The organism is Oscillibacter sp. MSJ-31 (genome assembly GCF_018918025.1).
Classification (GTDB): domain Bacteria; phylum Bacillota; class Clostridia; order Oscillospirales; family Oscillospiraceae; genus Hominicoprocola.
Genome location: NZ_JAHLPT010000003.1, coordinates 87,700 through 106,058, shown reverse-complemented (window position 1 = coordinate 106,058; position 18,359 = coordinate 87,700). Strand labels below are relative to the sequence as shown.

Annotated in this window: 16 protein-coding genes and 1 riboswitch; of the genes, 9 read left to right on the top strand and 7 right to left on the bottom strand. The window is 62.4% G+C overall.

Translation table 11 applies throughout. The annotated features are described in order from the left end of the window. Positions 1-258 precede the first annotated feature (258 nt). Positions 259-375, top strand: a riboswitch (THF riboswitch). A gap of 149 nt (positions 376-524) precedes the next feature. The 9 genes from KQI17_RS03705 to KQI17_RS03665 all read left to right on the top strand — a co-directional run bounded on the left by KQI17_RS03705 (position 525) and on the right by KQI17_RS03665 (position 9,460). Then, on the top strand, positions 525-1,142 hold the full coding sequence (locus tag KQI17_RS03705) for a folate family ECF transporter S component (protein ID WP_216494880.1): 618 nt from the start codon (positions 525-527) through the stop codon (positions 1,140-1,142). Between the two features lie 49 nt (positions 1,143-1,191). Beyond that, positions 1,192-1,497, top strand: coding sequence for a YerC/YecD family TrpR-related protein (locus KQI17_RS03700; protein ID WP_216494879.1), 306 nt, complete (start codon positions 1,192-1,194; stop codon positions 1,495-1,497). Between the two features lie 533 nt (positions 1,498-2,030). After that, positions 2,031-3,584, top strand: coding sequence for a Na+/H+ antiporter NhaC family protein (locus KQI17_RS03695; protein WP_216494878.1), 1,554 nt, complete (start codon positions 2,031-2,033; stop codon positions 3,582-3,584). Between the two features lie 68 nt (positions 3,585-3,652). Next, entirely contained in the window at positions 3,653-4,156 is a 504-nt protein-coding gene (locus KQI17_RS03690) for a hypothetical protein (protein WP_216494877.1), read from the top strand. Beyond that, positions 4,110-4,502: a hypothetical protein gene (locus KQI17_RS03685; protein ID WP_216494995.1), complete on the top strand. Its 393-nt coding sequence runs from the start codon at positions 4,110-4,112 to the stop codon at positions 4,500-4,502. The genes KQI17_RS03690 and KQI17_RS03685 overlap by 47 nt, the downstream gene beginning before the upstream one ends. Positions 4,503-4,519: 17 nt before the next feature. Further along, the gene (hutH, locus tag KQI17_RS03680) at positions 4,520-6,088 is read left to right on the top strand and encodes a histidine ammonia-lyase (RefSeq protein WP_216494876.1); all 1,569 of its coding nucleotides are present in this window, start codon (positions 4,520-4,522) and stop codon (positions 6,086-6,088) included. A gap of 101 nt (positions 6,089-6,189) precedes the next feature. Next, complete coding sequence (locus KQI17_RS03675; RefSeq protein WP_216494875.1) at positions 6,190-6,975, top strand: hypothetical protein; 786 nt, start codon at positions 6,190-6,192, stop codon at positions 6,973-6,975. A gap of 157 nt (positions 6,976-7,132) precedes the next feature. After that, positions 7,133-8,794, top strand: a complete 1,662-nt coding sequence (locus tag KQI17_RS03670) for a formate--tetrahydrofolate ligase (protein ID WP_022017830.1) — start codon at positions 7,133-7,135, stop codon at positions 8,792-8,794. Between the two features lie 30 nt (positions 8,795-8,824). Beyond that, the gene (locus KQI17_RS03665; RefSeq protein ID WP_022017829.1) at positions 8,825-9,460 is read left to right on the top strand and encodes a cyclodeaminase/cyclohydrolase family protein; all 636 of its coding nucleotides are present in this window, start codon (positions 8,825-8,827) and stop codon (positions 9,458-9,460) included. A gap of 92 nt (positions 9,461-9,552) precedes the next feature. Here the strand turns inward: KQI17_RS03665 and KQI17_RS03660 are convergent, their stop codons facing one another. The 7 genes from KQI17_RS03660 to KQI17_RS03630 form a co-directional block, all read right to left on the bottom strand. Beyond that, positions 9,553-10,581: a rod shape-determining protein gene (locus KQI17_RS03660; protein ID WP_216494874.1), complete on the bottom strand. Its 1,029-nt coding sequence runs from the start codon at positions 10,579-10,581 to the stop codon at positions 9,553-9,555. A gap of 150 nt (positions 10,582-10,731) precedes the next feature. Beyond that, positions 10,732-11,412: a ComF family protein gene (locus KQI17_RS03655; RefSeq protein WP_216494873.1), complete on the bottom strand. Its 681-nt coding sequence runs from the start codon at positions 11,410-11,412 to the stop codon at positions 10,732-10,734. Beyond that, positions 11,409-13,622, bottom strand: coding sequence for an ATP-dependent RecD-like DNA helicase (locus tag KQI17_RS03650; RefSeq protein WP_216494872.1), 2,214 nt, complete (start codon positions 13,620-13,622; stop codon positions 11,409-11,411). The genes KQI17_RS03655 and KQI17_RS03650 overlap by 4 nt, the downstream gene beginning before the upstream one ends. Positions 13,623-13,646: 24 nt before the next feature. Then, complete coding sequence (locus tag KQI17_RS03645; RefSeq protein WP_216494871.1) at positions 13,647-13,979, bottom strand: hypothetical protein; 333 nt, start codon at positions 13,977-13,979, stop codon at positions 13,647-13,649. 57 nt (positions 13,980-14,036) lie between these two features. After that, entirely contained in the window at positions 14,037-16,859 is a 2,823-nt protein-coding gene (uvrA, locus tag KQI17_RS03640) for an excinuclease ABC subunit UvrA (RefSeq protein WP_216494870.1), read from the bottom strand. A gap of 129 nt (positions 16,860-16,988) precedes the next feature. After that, complete coding sequence (gene ybaK / locus KQI17_RS03635) at positions 16,989-17,480, bottom strand: Cys-tRNA(Pro) deacylase (protein ID WP_216494869.1); 492 nt, start codon at positions 17,478-17,480, stop codon at positions 16,989-16,991. Between the two features lie 6 nt (positions 17,481-17,486). Continuing rightward, a complete protein-coding gene (locus tag KQI17_RS03630; protein WP_216494868.1) occupies positions 17,487-18,347 on the bottom strand; it encodes a DMT family transporter in 861 nt (286 codons plus the stop codon). Positions 18,348-18,359: the final 12 nt, after the last annotated feature.

Below are 18,359 nucleotides of genomic sequence, written 5' to 3'. Positions count from 1 at the left end.
TGATGACCGGAAATGTTGTGCAGACGGGCGGCGCGCGGGCCGGCCCATTTGTCGTCCTATTTTGTAGGATAGCAAAAAAAGCGCCGCGATGTCAAGAAAAAAGCCGCGCCGCATCCGCGTGTTTTGTAAGAAATAAACGCGCCCTCGCCTTAAAAAAGAAAATTCGCGGAAAAACCGCGCTTTCCCGTGTGAAATTGCTTGACGATGGGCGGAGAGTTTGCTATTCTATATGTGTATTTTTACACAAAAATACGCTTTGGCAGAGTAGGAAGTCATGTGTTTGCGCCCAACGGGCGCGTAGTGCCGTCGGGACGGGAAGTTGCCCGGCGGACGAAAAACCCTGGTTTGCAGTATGGCTTTCGCATTCCGCTCGCCACTCCAGAAGAGACATGAGACCTCTTTTCTGCGTGGCTCCTGCCGTAAGGGGAGGGGGGTCATCTGTGCCCTCTCCAAGCTGCCACGCTCCGCGCGGGATAATGAATGCCCGCGGCGGAAGCTCAAACTGTTTGAGGAGGAATCGTCTCATGTCGCCCACATCCATCGTTCTCTGCATGGCCGCCTGCTTTGTCGGGCTGGTCGCCGCGCTCATCGTCGTCAACCGCTTCGGCTCCATGTCCACGCGCAAGCTGGTGGTCATCGCCATGATGGTCGCCGTCTACGTCGTGCTCAATACCGTCGGCACGATCCGCCTCGGCTGGATCAACATTTCCGTTTCCGCCCTGCCCATCATCGTCGGCGCTCTGCTCTACGGTCCGGGCGGCGGGCTGATGGTCGGTCTGGTCGGCGCTTTTCTCGGCCAGCTGATGACCTACGGCGTCACCGCGACCACCGTGCTGTGGATCATCCCGCCCGCGGTGCGCGGTCTGCTCATCGGTCTGTACGCCAAGCGCTGCGGCTATGAACTCTCGCGCAGGCAGCTCGTCGGCGTGCTGATCGTCACCTCGCTCGTCGTCACGCTTCTCAATACCGGCGCGATCTACCTCGACAGCGTGATCTACGGCTACTACACCTACGCCTATGTGTTCGGCAAGGTCGGCATCCGCATCGTCTCCGGCGCGGTCACCGCGGTCGCCATGGCTTTCGTCACCCCGCCGGTGCTCGATATGCTCAAGCGCTCCCTGCGCGCCGCGCAGAGGGCTTGACCCTTTTCCCGCGCAGCCCCCAAATTCAGTTCTGTAAGGAGGACCTGTTATGTACGGAAGCAAGATGAAGTCGGAGGAGACCGATCATCTGTTTGAAGCCATTCTCTCGCTCAAGGACCTTGAGGAGTGCTACCGCTTCTTCGACGATCTGTGCACCTTCAGCGAGATCCAGGCCATGACCCAGCGCCTGCAGGTCGCCGAAATGCTGGAGGCGGGCAACACCTTCTCCCAGATCTCCAAGGAGATCGGCGTGTCCTCCGCCACCATCACGCGCGTCAACAAGTGCATCAGCTACGGCGCGGACGGCTACAAGATCGTCCTCAAGCGCATGAAGGAGAAGCACGCACACGAATAAGTCTTTCCCGGTCGGATCTGCCCCTGCCAAACGGCAGGGGCTTTCTTCGGTTTTGCCGCTTTCGCTAATTAGCAGAGCAGTAAAGCGCCTTAGTATCGTCAAAAGTTACAGAAAAAAGCAAAAATAATCCGGAAATTTATTGATTTTTTGTGAACGCCTATGATATAATACAAAAGCTGGTTCCGCAGAGCACGGTGATTTTGTCAAACCGGACGATGATCCCCGCGCAGAACGCCTGAGCGGGCGTCTGTGGGACCGAACCGGAACGAAAGCGCAACGCGGCAGGTGAGAAGCGCCGTTTGCCCAACGGCGGCCGCCGGCGCGGTTTCGTTTCCAACTCCGCATACGGGGCTCCCTCCCGGATACGGAGCGTCCACAGCTTGTTGCACTGATCTGTTATGCAGAAAGGAGGGCAATCGGAAGAGACCTTGTGTGTGGGGATGATCTCCGCCGTGCGGCGGCGGTTGTCTCAGGTATCGTTCGAGCTTACGCAACAAACTAAAATCTTATTTTTAAAGAGAGAGGTATCATTCATGGCAAACGAAAAGAAAACCGTTCGGGAACCCAGTTTTATTCTGGCGTTAGTTCCCATCGTGGCGATGATCGGGTTCATGCTTTACTGCTTCCACGGTCATTCCGAAACCGGCTATCATGACGCGCACCTGCCCCTGGTCATGTCCATCATCGTCGCCTGCATCGTCGGCGCGATCTGCGGCCACAGCTTCAAGGAAATGCTCGCCGGTATGATCGAGCGTCTGGCGGCCTCCATGGAAGCCGTTCTGATCCTCGCCACCGTCGGCTTCCTGGTCACCAGCTTCATGCTCTCCGGCGCGATCCCCACCATGATCGTCTACGGCCTTGACCTGCTGACCCCGAAGCTGTTCCTGCCCGTTGGCTGCATCCTCTGCGCCATCGTCGGCATGGCCTGCGGCTCCTCCTGGACCACCACCGCCACCATCGGCCTTGCCTTCCTCGGCATCGGTGCCGGCCTCGGCATCCCCGCCCCCATTACCGCCGGTATGATCATCTCCGGCGCGTATGTCGGCGACAAGTTCTCCCCTCTGTCCGACACCACCAACCTCGCCGCCGCCGTCGCGGAGACCGGCCTGTTCGATCACGTCACCGCGATGGTCTCCACCACCGGCCCGACCCTGCTGCTCTCCCTCATTCTCTACACGATCCTTGGCCTGAACGTTGACACCAGCGCGTATGACGCTACAGTCGCCGAAGGCATCCAGGAAGCGTTCCGCAGCGCCTTCACCATCAGCCCCATCCTGCTCCTCCCCATCATCGTCGTTATCGTGATGTGCATCCTGCGCGTGCCCGGCCTGGTCGGCATTGCCATCTCCGTCGCCACCGCGGTCGTCTTCATGCTCATCTTCCAGTCCACCGACATTTTCTACAGCTACTCCCTCGGCGACATCTTCGATGTTCTGCACTACGGCAACGCGGTCGAGACCGGCAACGCGGTCGCTGACTCCATCCTCGGCAAGGCCAAGGGCATGGACGGCATGATGTGGACCATCAACCTCATCCTCGTCGCGCTCGCCTACGGCGGCGCCCTCGAGCGCTGCGGCTGCATCGAGAAGCTCTTCGGCGGCCTCAAGCACAAGATCCACTCCGTTGGCAGCCTGATCCTCGCCACCCTGCTGACCTCCATCTTCTGCGACGCCACCATGTGCGACCAGTTCCTCGGCATTGGCGTTCCCGCCCCCATCTATGCTGACAAGTATGATGAGCTCGGCCTCGGCCGCAACATGCTCTCCCGTACGCTGGAAGACGCCGGTACCCTCTGGGCCGTTATGTTCCCCTGGACCGGCTGCGGCGCTTATCAGCAGGGCGTGCTCGGCATGAGCTCCTTCGTCTTCTTCCCCTATGCCTTCGTCAACCTGCTCAACCCCATCTATGCCTATGTCACCGCCATGCTCGGCCGCAACATCTTCTGGGCTGACGGTTCCTACACCAACCTGTTCGGCAAGACCAAGGCCGGCAAGCCCGCCGGTGCTCCCGAAGAGGCTCACGCCAAGGCCGTTGCGAACCTCGAGGCTCGTCGCGCTGCCGGCAAGGCCCCCAAGATCAACGCGTAATTTACTTCTTACATAAGGCGTGCGTCCCGCACGCACGCCTTACCCCGTTTTAGAAAGGAACTGCCGCCGTGAGACAAACGCTTCCCTGGGAATCCGTTCCGCCCCCGATCTACGTTTCGCGCCCGCCCAAGCCGCGGAAAAAGTGGGTCACCGTCGGCGGCTGGATACTGGTCGTCCTCCTGCTGCTGTTCGGCCTGATGTCCAAGCGGAGCAACCTTCCGCTCTCGGTCATCTCTCTCGGATTTGCAGTTTTGTATACGCTGACGCTTCTGACGAAGAAGGACGCCGTGGTCACCACCCGCGGACTTGAGATCTTCTATCAGATGCAGATCACGACCCAGTACGACTTCTTCCCCTGGGAGCAGATCAATTCCATCGTCACCGAGGACCGTAAGCACCCGGATCTGATCCGTCTGCACATCGGCTACAGCTCGATGGAAAAGGCGCTGTTCTTCACCCGCTCCGATGCGGAGGCCATCATCAAGCTGGCGAAGGGGAAAAACCCCGCCATCCGCGTACTGGACTATGAAGCCGCCCCGAAGCAGGCCTCCAAAAAACGGAAAAAGAAATAACGCACAAAGGACCGCCGGAACACCGGCGGTCCTTTTCCATGCTCCGCCCGCGCCGCAGCCCTCTCTTTTCTCCGCCGATTTTCGTTCGGTCTGTGATAGCACAGCAGCACAGCGCCGTAATATAGTGATGCCGCACAATATTACAGAAAAATTAACAGCAATTCCTATTGATTTTGCACAAAATTTGTGCTATCCTAAAGCCATCAACCAAACCACACCACCTTTGGCTGAGTCAACTCACCGGCAGGTGCGCCGGACGTCATGGGCAGACGTCTATCGAAGCACAGCCTCCGGAAAAAACTTCTCACATCACAGCATCGAGATCGTGCCATTCGGCAACTATTAAGAAAAGAGGCAACTACCATGATCATGAATCCCACCGCGATCAAGCACGTTGTGGTCGACGGCCACAGCCTGACGCTTGAATCCTTTGTCGCCATCGCGCGCTACAACGCCACGGTCGAGCTGGCCCCTTCCGCTCTCGAAGCGATGCAGAAGTCCCGTGCGCTCGCCGAGAAGATCGCCGCCGAGGGCCGCGTGGCCTACGGCATCACCACCGGCTTCGGTGAGTTCCAGAAGGTCGCCGTCCCCAAGGAGATGAGCAACCAGCTCTCCACCAACCTGATCCTCAGCCACTGCACCGCCGCCGGCGAGCCTTATGCCGACGAGATCGTGCGCGGCATGATGCTCCTGCGCGCCAACGCCCTGTGCGGCGGCGTGAGCGGCGTGCGCCCCCTCCTCGTTGAGATGCTTCTCGAGATGCTCAACAAGGGCGTTACCCCCATCGTTCCCCAGAAGGGCTCCCTCGGCTCCTCCGGCGACCTCGCGCCTCTCGCCCACATGACGCTGCCCATGCTCGGCAAGGGTGAGGCCATGTATGAGGGCGTGAAGATGACCGGCGCGGAGGCGATGGCCAAGGCCGGCATTGCCACCCTCGACACGCTCGTGTCCAAGGAAGGCCTCGGCATGACCAACGGCACCTGTGCGATGACCTCCGTCGGCGCGCTGGCCCTGTACGATTCCATCTGCGCCGCCCAGCTCGGCGACGTGATCGCGTCCCTGTCCATGGAGGGTCTGACCGGCCTTCGCAACGCCTTCGATCCCCGCATCCATCAGGTGCGCGGCCAGAAGGGCCAGATGCTCGTCGCCGCGAATATGCGCAAGCTGCTCGCCGGCTCCGAGATCCTCGACAACTGCCAGTCCGACCGCGTGCAGGACGCTTATGCCCTGCGCTGCATCCCGCAGCTGCACGGCGCCTGCCGCGACGCGCTCGAGTACGTCCGTGAGAAGGTCGAGATCGAGCTCAACGCCGTCACCGACAACCCGCTGATGTTCCTCGACGACGAGGCCGTTATCTCCGGCGGCAACTTCCACGGCGAGCCCATGGCTCTCCCGTTCGACTTCCTCGGCATCGCCGCCAGCGAGATCGCCGACGCGTCCGAGCGCCGCACCGAGCGCATGGTCAACCCCGCGCTCAGCAACGGCCTGACCGCCTTCCTCACCACGCAGGCGGGCGTCAACTCCGGCTTCATGATCGTCCAGTACGCCGCGGCCTCCATGGTCAGCGAGAACAAGGTCTACGCGCATCCCGCCTCCGTGGACTCCATCCCCTCCTCCGCCAACCAGGAGGACATCGTCTCCATGGGCACCACCGCCGCCCGTAAGGCCAAGATGATCCTGCAGAACACGCAGGACGTCCTCGCCGACGAGCTGCTGACCGCCTGCCAGGCCATCGACATCCGCCGCCGCCTGAACACCCACGGTCAGGGCCTCACCCCGCTGCACGAAGCCATCTACCAGCACGTCCGCAAGGAAGTCGCGTTCTACGAAGTGGACCGCGAGATCTGGCCCGACATCCGCGCGGTGGAGAAGATGATCCGCTCCGGCGAGCTGCTCGACATCGTCAAGGAGTATATCCCCGACTTTGAGTAATTTTCCGAGTTGACACATTCCCCGAGAAGGTGTAAAGTCATTCCAAGACTTTACACCTTCTTTTTTTAAGCGGCATACGAAAAAAGCAAGGAGGCATCTCTATGAAGCTCAACGTCCTGCGCGCCGATCCCGCCGGAAACATCACGCTTTTTGTCCTCGACCCCATCGAAAGGGAGCGCCGCGCGGCGCTCGCCGCCGAGCTGATGCGCCGGCTGCCCGATATGAAGATCGATCAGGTCGGCTTTGCCTGCCCCGCGGACGCGGACACCGACGGCCGCATGGAGATGATGGGCGGCGAGTTCTGCGGCAACGCCACCCGCGCCTATGCGATGTACGTCGCGCGGCAGCGGGGCGGTCTCTCCGAAGTAAGTCTCCGCGTCAGCGGCTGCGATCACGTCGTCACCGCCGCGGTCGATCTTGCGCGGGGCGCCGCCCGCGCCGAAATGCCGCTCCCGCGCGCCGTGCGCGCGGCGGAGGTCGAGGGCCATGCGGGCACGCTGGTCGACCTCGCCGGCATCGCCCACCTCGTGATCGAGGGCGTCGCGCCGAGCGAGGACTTCTTCCGCGCCGCCGAGCCGCTGTTTTCCGCCATTGAGGGGCTGGACGCCTACGGCGTCATTTTCCTCGACCGCACGAGCCACCGCATGACGCCGCTCGTCAAGGTCGTGGACACCGGCACCCTCATCTGGGAGGGGAGCTGCGGCAGCGGCACCATCGCCTGCGCCGTCGCCGAGAGTACAGGGCTCGCGGACGGTCTCTTTGAGCAGGACTATTTCCAGCCCGCGGGCGTCGTCCGCGCGAGCATCGAGCGCCGCGGCGGCGCGGTCGTTTCCGCCGCCATCGGCGGCCCCGTCACCCTCGACGAGCCCATGTGCATCACGCTGTAAGCCCTCGCCGACCGAACGCTTAAAATTTTTAACCGATACCGAAAAAGTGGCTCGTGAAAGTTGTTTACCTTCCTCCTGCATTTTGGTACAATACTCACAAGTTATCCGACCGGGAAAACCGCACTTTTTAACATATTGTATCAGGAGGTACCTTCACATGACCGATATTGAGATCGCCCAGGCGCACGAAATGAAGCCCATCACTGAGATCGCCGCTGCCGCCGGCATCGACGAGCAGCACCTCGAGCTTTACGGCAAGTACAAGGCCAAGCTCGACCTTACCGAGATCCGCAAGCTGCCCCGCAAGGCGAAGCTGATCCTCGTCACCGCCATCAGCCCCACGCCCGCAGGTGAGGGCAAGACCACCACCTCCGTCGGCCTGGCCGACGCGCTCAACAAAATCGGCAAGAAGACCATGGTCTGCCTGCGTGAGCCCTCCCTCGGCCCCGTGTTCGGCGTCAAGGGCGGCGCGGCGGGCGGCGGCTACGCCCAGGTCGTCCCGATGGAGGACATCAACCTCCACTTCACCGGCGACTTCCACGCCATCGGCGCAGCGAACAACCTGCTCGCCGCCATGCTCGACAACCACATCCAGCAGGGCAACGCCCTGAACATCGACCCCCGCCGCATCGTCTGGAAGCGCGCGGTCGATATGAATGACCGTCAGCTCCGCCACATCATCGACGGTCTCGGCGGCAAGGCCAGCGGCGTGCCGCGCGAGGACGGCTTTGAGATCACCGTCGCCAGCGAGATCATGGCGGTGCTGTGCCTGTCCTCCGACCTCGCCGACCTCAAGGCGCGCCTTGCCAAGATGGTCGTCGCCTACACCTATGACGATCAGCCCGTCACCGCGCACGACCTCAAGGCCGAGGGCGCGATGGCCGCGCTCTTGAAGGACGCCATCAAGCCCAACCTTGTTCAGACCCTCGAGGGCACGCCCGCCTTCATCCACGGCGGCCCGTTCGCCAACATTGCCCACGGCTGCAACTCCCTGCAAGCCACGGAAACGGCCATGCGCCTGAGCGACTACACCGTCACCGAGGCAGGCTTCGCCGCCGACCTCGGCGCCGAGAAGTTCCTCGACATCAAGTGCCGCGCCGCCGGCTTCCATCCCAACGCCGTCGTCATCGTCGCCACCGTCCGCGCCCTGAAGTACCACGGCGGCGTGCCCAAGGCCGAGCTGAACAATGAGAACCTCGAAGCCCTTGAAAAGGGTCTGCCGAACCTCCTCCAGCACGTTGACAACGTCAAGAACGTCTATGGCCTGCCCTGCGTCGTCGCCGTCAACGCCTTCCCGACCGACACCGCCGCCGAGCTTGCGCTCGTCGAGAGCAAGTGCCGCGAGCTGGGCGTCAACGTCCGTTTGAGCGAGGTCTGGGCCAAGGGCGGCGAGGGCGGCAAGGCGCTCGCCGAGGAGGTCGTCCGCCTCTGCGAGGAGCCCGACCACTTCCAGTACGTCTACGACGTGAACGACAGCATCGAGGCCAAGCTCAACGCCATCGCCACCAAGGTCTATCACGCTGACGGCGTCATCATCTCCGCCCCCGCGAAGAAGCAGCTCAAGCAGCTCACCGACCTCGGCTTTGATAATCTGCCCATCTGCATGGCCAAGACCCAGTTCTCCTTCTCCGACGACGCGGGCAAGCTCGGCGCGCCCCGCGGCTTCAAGATCACCGTGCGCGACCTCAAGGTCAACGCCGGCGCGGGCTTCCTTGTCGCCAAGACCGGCGACATTATGACCATGCCGGGTCTGCCCAAGGTCCCGTCCGCCGAGAAGATCGACGTGGACGAAAACGGCAGGATCACGGGCCTGTTCTAAAATTTACACGCCCCTAAGGAGGGTCTTTCCATGAAAATTGCGGATATGAAGGTCACAGAGCTCATCAACGCGGTCGGCTCCGACGCGCCCGCCCCCGGCGGCGGCGCGGTCGCGGGTCTGGCGGGCGGCATCGGCGTCGCGCTGACCATGATGGTCAACGGCCTCACGCTCTCCAAAAAGGGCTTTGAGGACGACCGTGAGCGCATTCTCGACGCCATCGCCAAGGGCAACGAGTTGAAGGAGCGCTTTGTGGACGTGATGAACCGCGACAGCGAGGTGTTCGACGTGCTCATCGAATCCCTCGCCCTGCCCAAGGAGAATGACGCCCAGAAGGCCATTCGCCGCGGCGCGGTGCAGGCGAGCTTCCGCAACTGCACGGAGGTCCCCCTGACGATGATGGAGGTCTGTCTGGAATCCATCGACCTGCTCGCAACGCTCGTCGGCACGACCAATCCGAATGTCGTGAGCGACCTCGGCATTGCGGCGCTGACGCTCAAGACTGCCATGCAGAGCGCGTGGCTCAACGTCCTCATCAACCTCTCATCCCTCAAGGACAAGGAGTACGCGGACGAGTGCTGCCACAAGGGCGAGGCCATGCTGGCCCACGCCATCCCGCTCGCCGAGGAGTGCTACGAAAAGGTCCTCAAGGTCATCGAAAAGAAATAAGGCAGAAGGGCGCAGCCAAATGGCCGCGCCCTTCCTCCGTAAAAGGGAAAAGGGGCTTCGACCAGCCGGTCGAAGCCCCCTTTGCTCTCTGTTCAGTTGATCTGCTTGCGGCGGCTCAGGTTCATCGTGCCGTCCTTCATCTCGCCGACGCTTTCGAGACTCTTGCCCGTGCCCTCGGCAACGCACTGAATGGCATTCTCCGCCACGACCGTGTGGATGCCCGTGCGCGCCGTGACCAGCTTATCAAAGCCGCGGATCAGGCTGCCGCCGCCGGTCATCACGATACCGTTGCTGGAAATGTCAGCCACCAGCTCGGGCGGCGTGCGTTCGAGGACCTGATGCACCGCCTCCATGATGCGCTCGACCGGCTCCTCAAAGGCGTCCATCATCTCGGTGGAGGTCACGGTGATGAGCTTGGGCAGGCCCGTGAGCAGGCAGCGGCCCTTGATCTCCATCGTCATTTCCTCCTCGGGCGGGAAGACGCAGCCGATGCTCATCTTCATTTCCTCCGCCGTGCGCTCGCCGATGAGCAGGTTGTGCTTGCGGCGCATATACTTTACGACCGCCTCGTTGAACTGGTCGCCCGCGACCTTGATGGACGCGCTCTCGACCACGCCGGAGAGGGAGATGACCGCAATATCGCTCGTGCCGCCGCCGATGTCGATGATGAAGTGACCGTCGGGCTGGGTGATGTCGATGCCCGCGCCGATGGCCGCCGCGACCGGCTCCTCAATGAGGTACACGCGGCGCGCGCCCGCCTGAATGCCCGCGTCGATGACCGCGCGCTCCTCGACCTCGGTGATGCCGGAGGGCACGCAGATGATGATGCGCGGCTTGAAGAACTGGAAGCCCATGACCTTGTGGATGAACTCCTTGAGCATCCGCTCGGTCACCTCGTAGTCGGAGATAACGCCCTCGCGCAGGGGGCGGATCGCGACGATGTTGCCGGGCGTGCGGCCCAGCATGGCCTGCGCGTCCGCGCCGACCTTCAGCAGCTTGCCCGTATCCTTATCAATGGCCACCACGCTCGGCTCGTTGAGCACGATGCCCTTGTCCTTTACATAGATCAGAACCGACGCGGTACCGAGGTCGATACCGATGTCCTTTGCCAGTGAACACATAATGCTACCTCTCTCATTTTCCTTTGTATTCCGGCGGAAATATCCGCATTTTTTCTCGCTTGCTTTTCTATTATAGCGGCTGAAAAACGGTTTTGCAATAGCATTGTGTGTGATTTTGCCGCATCTATGTGCCGCAGGGCGTGTGCCAAATCACACCGGTGTCCCGCGCCTTGCGCCGTCCTTTTCCTTTTCCGTCACGGCGCGGGCGAGCGTCGCGCACACCACATCCGCCGCGCCGGCCTCCCTGAGCACGCGCACACATTCGCTCAGCGTCGCTCCGGTGGTCAGAATATCGTCGATGAGCAGAATTTTTGCGCCGCGGATCTTGTCAATATTTTCCGCCGTGTAAACGCCCAGCACATTGCCCCGCCGCTCGGCGGCAGAGGACAGCCCGGACTGCGCGGCGTTGTTTCTCGTTTTCCGCAGCAGCCGCACCGGCTCGATACCCCAATGCCTTGCCGTTTCCTTCGCCAGCAGGTACGCCTGATCGTAGCCGCGCTCGTGTTCGCGCTTTTTACTCACCGGCACCCACGTCACCGTGTCGAACTGGCCGCCCAGCTCCTCTGCCGCGCAGCGGGCGAGCAGCTCGCCGTAGCCCTCGGCGGCGCTCTGCGCGCCGTGGAACTTGAAGAGCAGCAGGCTCTCGCGCACCGCATCCTCATAGAGCAGGGGAGAGGCGCACCTCCCGAAGCCCGCGCCCTCGCACAGCTGCACCTTCGCGTAGGGGAGCGTCCTCTCGCAGTCCGCGCACACGCCATGCACGCCCGTCCGGCGGCAGAACGCGCACCGCGGCGGGAAAAACAGGTCGAGCAGCTTTTCTTTCAGGCTCATACCGTCCCTCCGTTCCCGAGCCGCCAGCGCAGACCGCTGTAGCGGCGCGTGCGGCGGTCGTTCGCCGCCATTTTCCCAAGGCTCACGTCGTCCCCGACGAGGATCAGCAGCTCCCGCGCTCGCGTGATGGCGGTGTAGAGCACCCCGCGCACCATCAGCCCCGGCGCCGCCGGCGCGCTGACGAAGATCACCGCGCGGTACTCGCTGCCCTGCGCCTTATGTACGGTCATGGCGTAGGCCATGTCCAGCTCCGCGAGCATATCCGCCGTGTAGGTCGCCACGCGGTCGTCAAAGGCGATGGAGATCAGCTCGCCGCTCGGGTCGATCTGCAAGATCTTTCCCACGTCGCCGTTGAAGATGCCCGCGCCCGCCGTGCCGTCCTCGCGCTCCCATAAAACATCATAGTCGTTGCGTGTCTGCATCACGCGGTCGCCCTCGCGGAACACAAGGTCGCCGAAGCGCTTTTCGCGCCGTCCCATACCCGCGGGATTCAGCGCCGCCTGCAGGGCGCGGTTGAGCGCCGCCGTGCCGGTGTCGCCCTTGCGCGTCGCCGTGAGCACCTGAATGCTCTCGGCGGGAATGTGCATCTTTTCGGGCAGCCTCGTTCTGCACAGCTCCACCACTGTGTCCACCAGACGCGCGCTGTCGCGGCGGGGGAGGAAGAAGAAATCGCTCGCGGCGGTATTCTGCAGCTCCGGCAGCCGCCCCTCGTTCACCAGATGCGCGCTGCGCACGATAGCGCTGCGCTCCGCCTGACGGAAAATATCCTTGAGCGCTACGGTCGCAACGCGCTCCGAGCGGATGAGATCGCCGAACACGTTCCCCGCGCCGACGCTCGGCAGCTGGTCGGGGTCGCCCACCAGCACCAGCCGGCAGCCGGGCCGCAGCGCCGCGAGCAGCGCGCGCATCAGCGCCAGATCGACCATCGAGGTCTCGTCCACGATCACCGCGTCCGCCTCCAAAGGCTCCTTTTCGTTTTTTGTAAAGGTCACATCGCCCGTCTGCTCGTTCCAGCTCATGCCAAGCAGGCGGTGGATGGTCTGCGCCTCCTTGCCGCACAGCTCGCCCATGCGCTTGGCGGCGCGCCCCGTCGGCGCGCAGAGCAGCACATCCAGCCCCATGCGCTCAAAGAGCGCCACGATGCCGCGCACGCTTGTCGTCTTGCCCGTGCCCGGCCCGCCGGTCAGGATCAGCAGCTCCTCCTGCGCAGCCAGCTCCACGGCCTGCCGCTGCAATGGCGCATACTCGATGCCCTGTCCGCGCTCGATCTCGTCGATGATCTTCTTCGCGCCGCGCAGCTTGTCCGGCTTGTCGGCAAGCATGGCGCGCACGCGCGTACACACATAGGTCTCCGCCTCGTGGCAGCGCCGCAGATAGCAGCCCTCTACGTTCGCGACCTGCTCCTGCACGACGCTTCCGCGTTCGAGCAGATCGTCGAGCGCCTTTTCCACCGTATCCGTATCCCCATCGAGCAGCTGCGCCGTCGCCGCGACCAGCTTTTCCCGCGGCAGAAACACGTGTCCGCCGCTCTGCTCGTTGTGGCTCAGCTCAAAGAGCACCCCCGCCTCCGTGCGGCAGGAGGAATCGCCCGAAAAGCCCATCGACAGCGCGATCTCGTCCGACACGGAAAAATCCACGCCGAACGCCTCGCCGCTGAGGAGATACGGGTTGCGCCGCAGCGCGTCCATCGCGTCCGCGCCGTAGCGCCGGAAAAGCTGCATCGCAAGCCCCACCGGCAGGTCGTACTTCGTCAGGAAGTCCAGCACGCGCCGCAGACCCGCAAGCTCGTGCCAGCTCTCCGCGATCTCCCGTGCGCGCTTGTCGGTGATGCCCTTGATGGTCTTGAGCTTCTCCGGCTCGCCGTCGAGCACGTCGAGCGTGTCCGCGCCGAAGCGATCCACCAGCTTCTGCGCCGTCGCCGGTCCGATGCCGCGCACCACGCCGGAGGCGAGATAGTTCAGGATCTCCGTCTCGCCCGTCGGCATATGCCGCTCCACCTCATCGGCGGCGAACTGCTCGCCGTGCTGCGGATGCGTCGTGTAGCGTCCGGTCAGGATCAGCTCCTCGCCGGGCGCGGCGCAGGGGATGCAGCCCACCACCGTCACCGGCTCGCCGTCGTCCGTGACGATGCGCGCGACCGTATAGCCGTTCTCCTCATTCTGGAAAACGACCGCGAGGATCGTACCGATGACCGTCGTGCGCTCTCCCATGTCCCTCTCTCCATTCTCTTTCGTTCAGTCGAATTGCCGCGCGAGATCGCCCTGTGGGCAGACCGTCACATCGAAGCTCTCGCGGCACAGTAGCTGCGCCACGCGCTGCGCGTCCTCGTCCATGCCGCAGTCCGCGATGATGATGCGCGAAAAGTCACCCGAGGCGTAGCGCTCGCTCTCGAGCGTCCGCACCGTGTGCTCCAGCGCCTCCGCCGCGCCCCGCGCGGGCACGATCACCGCCGTCTCGCTGCGCACCCGCTCGCGCGGATGCGTCAGCGCCGTAACGGTGAACCATACGATCGTCGCCAGCCCCACCGCGGCAAGCGCCGCGATCACGCCGTCCTGCAAAAGCTGCATTTCTCCACCCCTCTCGCGCCAGCTTATGAAAAACCGCCGAAAAGGGTGCGAAACTGCTTATAAGACCTTCTTTAAATACTGCCCCGTGTAGGACGCCTCACACGCCGCGACCTCCTCGGGCGTGCCGCAGGCGACAAGCGTGCCGCCGCCGCTGCCGCCCTCGGGGCCGAGGTCGATGAGATAGTCCGCCGATTTGATGACGTCCAGATTGTGCTCGATGACGAGCACCGTGTTGCCCGCGTCGGTCAGCTTCTGCAAGACCTCTAAGAGCTTTCGCACATCGTCCGTGTGCAGGCCGGTGGTCGGCTCGTCGAGGATATAGATGGTGCGTCCCGTCGCGCGCTTTGATAGCTCGGTCGCGAGCTTCACGCGCTGCGCCTCGCCGCCTGAGAGCGTGGTGGAGGACTGTCCGAGCTTGATATACCCCAGTCCCACGTCGCGCAGCGTCTCGAGCTTGTTCGCCAGCTTCGGCAGGTCGCGGAAAAACTCCAGCGCCTCCTCCACCGTCATCTCCAGCACATCCGCGATGCTCCTGCCCTTATAGTGGACCTCCAGCGTCTCGCGGTTGTAGCGTTTGCCCTTGCACACCTCGCAGGGCACATAGATGTCCGGCAGGAAGTGCATCTCGATCTTAAGCTGACCGTCGCCGCCGCAGGCCTCGCAGCGTCCGCCGCGCACGTTGAAGCTGAAGCGCCCCGCGTTGTAGCCCCTCGCCTTCGCGTCCGGCGTGGAGGCGAACAGGTCGCGGATATCGTTGAACAAATTCGTGTACGTCGCGGGGTTCGAGCGCGGCGTGCGCCCGATGGGACTCTGGTCGATGCAGATGACCTTGTCCAGATTCTCCTCGCCCTCGATGGCACGATGCTTTCCCGCGTGCGCCTTCATGCGGTTGAGGTCCGCGCCCAGCTTTTTGTAGATGATCTCGTTGACGAGCGAGCTTTTGCCGCTGCCGGAGACGCCTGTCACGCAGGTAAACGTCCCGAGCGGAACGCTCGCGTCGATGTTCTTGAGGTTATTTTCCTGCGCCCCGCGCACGGTGAGGAGCTTACCGTTCCCCGCGCGCCGCGTTTTCGGCGTTTCGATCTTCTTTTTCCCGCTCAGATACTGACCGGTCAGGCTCGCTTCGTTCGCCATGACCTCCGCCGGCGTGCCCGCCGCGACGACGCGCCCGCCATGGACGCCCGCCCCCGGGCCGATGTCCACGATATAGTCCGCCGCGCGCATCGTGTCCTCGTCGTGCTCGACCACGATCAGCGTATTGCCAAGGTCGCGCAGACGCTTGAGCGTCGCAAGCAGCTTGTCGTTGTCGCGCTGGTGCAGTCCGATGGACGGCTCGTCGAGGATATACAGCACCCCCATCAGGCTGCTGCCGATCTGTGTGGCAAGCCGGATGCGCTGGCTCTCGCCGCCGGAGAGCGTCGCGCTCGCGCGCGAAAGCGTCAGGTAGTCCAGACCGACCGACTGCAAAAAGCCGAGGCGGTTTTTGATCTCCTTCAAAATGCGCTCGCCGATGCGCAGCTGCTGCTCGGTAAGCGCGAGGGAATCGACAAACGCGATCTCCTCCGTCACGCTCATGCGCGTGAACGTGTCAATGTCCATGCCGCCGACCGTCACCGCCAGCGATTCGCGCCGCAGCCTGCGGCCCTGACACGCGGGGCAGGGGCACTCGCTCATGCACTCCTCCAGCTCCGCGCGCACACTCTCGCTCTGCGTCTCCTGATAGCGGCGTTCGAGGTTATTGACGATGCCCTCAAACGGCTGGTAGAGCACGCCCTTGCCGCGCGGCTGATCGTAGTGCAGCTCCAGCTTTTCGCCCTTCGTGCCGTAGAGGATCACGTCCATGACCTCCGGCGAGAGCTTTTCCACCGGCTCGCGCAGCGAGAAATGATACTTTTTCGACAGCGCGTCGAAGTACATCCTCGAGATGCCGTCGCCGCGCACATTGTTCCACCCCGACGCGCAGATAGCCCCATCGAGGATGGAGAGCGTCTTATTCGGAATGACCAGCTCCGGATCGACCTTGAGCTGGCTGCCGAGGCCCGTACAGGCCGGGCACGCGCCGAAGGGATTGTTGAACGAGAACATCCGCGGCGTCAGCTCCTCGATGGACACGCCGCAGTCCTCGCAGGCGTAGTTCTGCGAGAACAGAATATCCTGCTCGGGATTGAGCACGTTGATGAGCACCAGTCCGCCCGAGAGCGCCGCGGCAGTCTCCGCCGAGTCGCTCAGGCGATGCACCACATCGGGCTTTAGAATGAGGCGGTCCACCACGACCTCGATGCTGTGCTTGATGTTCTTTTCGAGCTTGATCTCCTCGCTCAGATCGTACATACTCCCGTCCACACGCACGCGGACGTAGCCGGACTTCCTTGCGTCCTCGAAAATTTTGGCGTACTCCCCCTTCTTTCCGCGGATGACCGGCGCCATCACCTGAATGCGCGTGCCCTCGCCCAGCGCCATCACCTGATCCACGATCTGGTCGATGGTCTGCTGCTTGATCTCTTTTCCGCAGTTCGGGCAGTGCGGCGTGCCGACCCGCGCCCAGAGAAGGCGCAGATAGTCGTAGATCTCCGTCACCGTGCCCACCGTCGAGCGCGGGTTCTGCGAGGTCGTTTTCTGATCGATGGAGATAGCGGGGGAGAGGCCGTCGATGTAGTCCACGTCGGGCTTTTCCTTCTGCCCGAGAAACATCCGCGCGTAGGACGACAGGCTTTCCACATACCGCCGCTGTCCCTCGGCATAAATGGTGTCAAACGCCAGCGAGCTTTTTCCGCTGCCGGACAGTCCCGTGATGACGGTCAGCTTGTCGCGCGGGATGCTCACATCAATGTTCTTGAGGTTGTTCTCCCGCGCGCCCTTGACAATGATATTTTCCTGCATAGTTTACCTTTTGCTCCTGTTTATTTGTGTCGAGGCCGGTTTTCGGTCATAGCATACACAAATCATTTTTTAATGTCAATCCTTGTATAAATCGGCAAAAATTTTGTTTTTCCCAAACTTTTTCGTTTCTTACTCCACAATGATGTCCGCCGTCTCCGCGCGCACCAGTCCCATCAGGTCGGCGGGCTTGACCTCCACCTGATAACCAATCTTCCCCGCGGACACGATGACCGTCGGCAGGTTTTCCACCGAGCTGTGGAAAACCGTCGGAAACAGCTTCTTCATGCCCACCGGCGAGCAGCCGCCGTGAACATAGCCCGTGAGCGGCAGCAGCTCCTTTTGATGCAGCATCTCGATGCTCTTTTCGCCCACGGCGCGCGCCGCCTTCTTGAGATCAAGGCTCTCCGCCACCGGCACATCAAATACATAGTATTGTCCGCTCGCGCCCCGCGCCACCAGCGTCTTAAAGACCTGCGCGGGATCAAAGCCCATGCTTTTCGCGACGGTCACGCCGTCCACCGCCACACCCTCCTCGTGCGGATAGCTGTGCGCGGTATAAGCGATCTTCTTCTGCTCGAGCGCGCGCATCACATTCGTCTTTTCTTCCTTATTCTTTGCCATCTTCGTTCACCTCAATACATACACGCAGGCGAGGATGCACCCCAGCCCTAAAAATACCATCAAGCTCACCGGCTCGCCGAAGGCGAGAATGCCCACGAACGACGCGACCACCGGCTCCAGACTCGCCAGAATGCTCGCCTTGCCGCTCTCGACTCTGGCAAGGCCGTTCGTATACAGCAGATACGGCAGCACCGTCGAAATGACGATCAGCCCCAGCGCGACGAGGACCATTCTCCCGTCCGCGAACACCGTGCGCATCTCGCCCGCGTCGAGCAGGAAGAGTGAGCCGAGCCCGCCGAACACGAACGTCCAGTACACCACGGTGAACGGCGTATAGTGCCGCAGGCCGAACGGCGCGAAGATGGAGTAGAGCGCGTAAAGGAAGCCCGCGCCCAGTCCGAACAGCACGCCCGCCGCCGTCACGCTCGCGTCCCCGCTCCATACGCCCGTCACAAACGAGCAGCCGAGCAGCGCCAGCGCGAGCGCCAGAATCTTCTTCCTTGTGATCCTTTCGCGGAACACCGCCGCGCTCATCAGCACGACCATCGCCGGCGCGGTGTAGAGCAGAATGGCGCTCACCGCCAGCGAGCACAGCTCCTGACACTTGAAGTAGCACAGCGTAAAAAAGACCATGCTCACCACACCCGTGCCGAAAAAGATGGGCAGGTGCTTCGCTTTCACATGGAATACGCTCCGCTCGCGCAGCGCGAAAATGAGCGTCAGCAGCACAAGTCCGCCGAAATTGCGGATGACGACGATGTTCGCCGCGCCCATGCCCGCGCGCATCAGAAAGCGGTTAAACAGCCCGATGCAGCCCCAACAGGCCGCCGCACCGAGGATATTCAGATAGGGAAGGTATTTTTTCATGGCTTTTTCTCT

Bases quoted from the DNA above. Each gene is read 5' to 3' on its own strand.
- KQI17_RS03705 (WP_216494880.1), top strand. From the start codon at position 525: ATGTCGCCCACATCCATCGTTCTCTGCATGGCCGCCTGCTTTGTCGGG.
- KQI17_RS03700 (WP_216494879.1), top strand. From the start codon at position 1,192: ATGTACGGAAGCAAGATGAAGTCGGAGGAGACCGATCATCTGTTTGAA.
- KQI17_RS03695 (WP_216494878.1), top strand. From the start codon at position 2,031: ATGGCAAACGAAAAGAAAACCGTTCGGGAACCCAGTTTTATTCTGGCG.
- KQI17_RS03685 (WP_216494995.1), top strand. From the start codon at position 4,110: ATGAAGCCGCCCCGAAGCAGGCCTCCAAAAAACGGAAAAAGAAATAAC.
- hutH (WP_216494876.1), top strand. From the start codon at position 4,520: ATGATCATGAATCCCACCGCGATCAAGCACGTTGTGGTCGACGGCCAC.
- KQI17_RS03675 (WP_216494875.1), top strand. From the start codon at position 6,190: ATGAAGCTCAACGTCCTGCGCGCCGATCCCGCCGGAAACATCACGCTT.
- KQI17_RS03670 (WP_022017830.1), top strand. From the start codon at position 7,133: ATGACCGATATTGAGATCGCCCAGGCGCACGAAATGAAGCCCATCACT.
- KQI17_RS03665 (WP_022017829.1), top strand. From the start codon at position 8,825: ATGAAAATTGCGGATATGAAGGTCACAGAGCTCATCAACGCGGTCGGC.
- KQI17_RS03660 (WP_216494874.1), bottom strand. From the start codon at position 10,581: ATGTGTTCACTGGCAAAGGACATCGGTATCGACCTCGGTACCGCGTCG.
- KQI17_RS03655 (WP_216494873.1), bottom strand. From the start codon at position 11,412: ATGAGCCTGAAAGAAAAGCTGCTCGACCTGTTTTTCCCGCCGCGGTGC.
- KQI17_RS03650 (WP_216494872.1), bottom strand. From the start codon at position 13,622: ATGGGAGAGCGCACGACGGTCATCGGTACGATCCTCGCGGTCGTTTTC.
- KQI17_RS03645 (WP_216494871.1), bottom strand. From the start codon at position 13,979: ATGCAGCTTTTGCAGGACGGCGTGATCGCGGCGCTTGCCGCGGTGGGG.
- uvrA (WP_216494870.1), bottom strand. From the start codon at position 16,859: ATGCAGGAAAATATCATTGTCAAGGGCGCGCGGGAGAACAACCTCAAG.
- ybaK (WP_216494869.1), bottom strand. From the start codon at position 17,480: ATGGCAAAGAATAAGGAAGAAAAGACGAATGTGATGCGCGCGCTCGAG.
- KQI17_RS03630 (WP_216494868.1), bottom strand. From the start codon at position 18,347: ATGAAAAAATACCTTCCCTATCTGAATATCCTCGGTGCGGCGGCCTGT.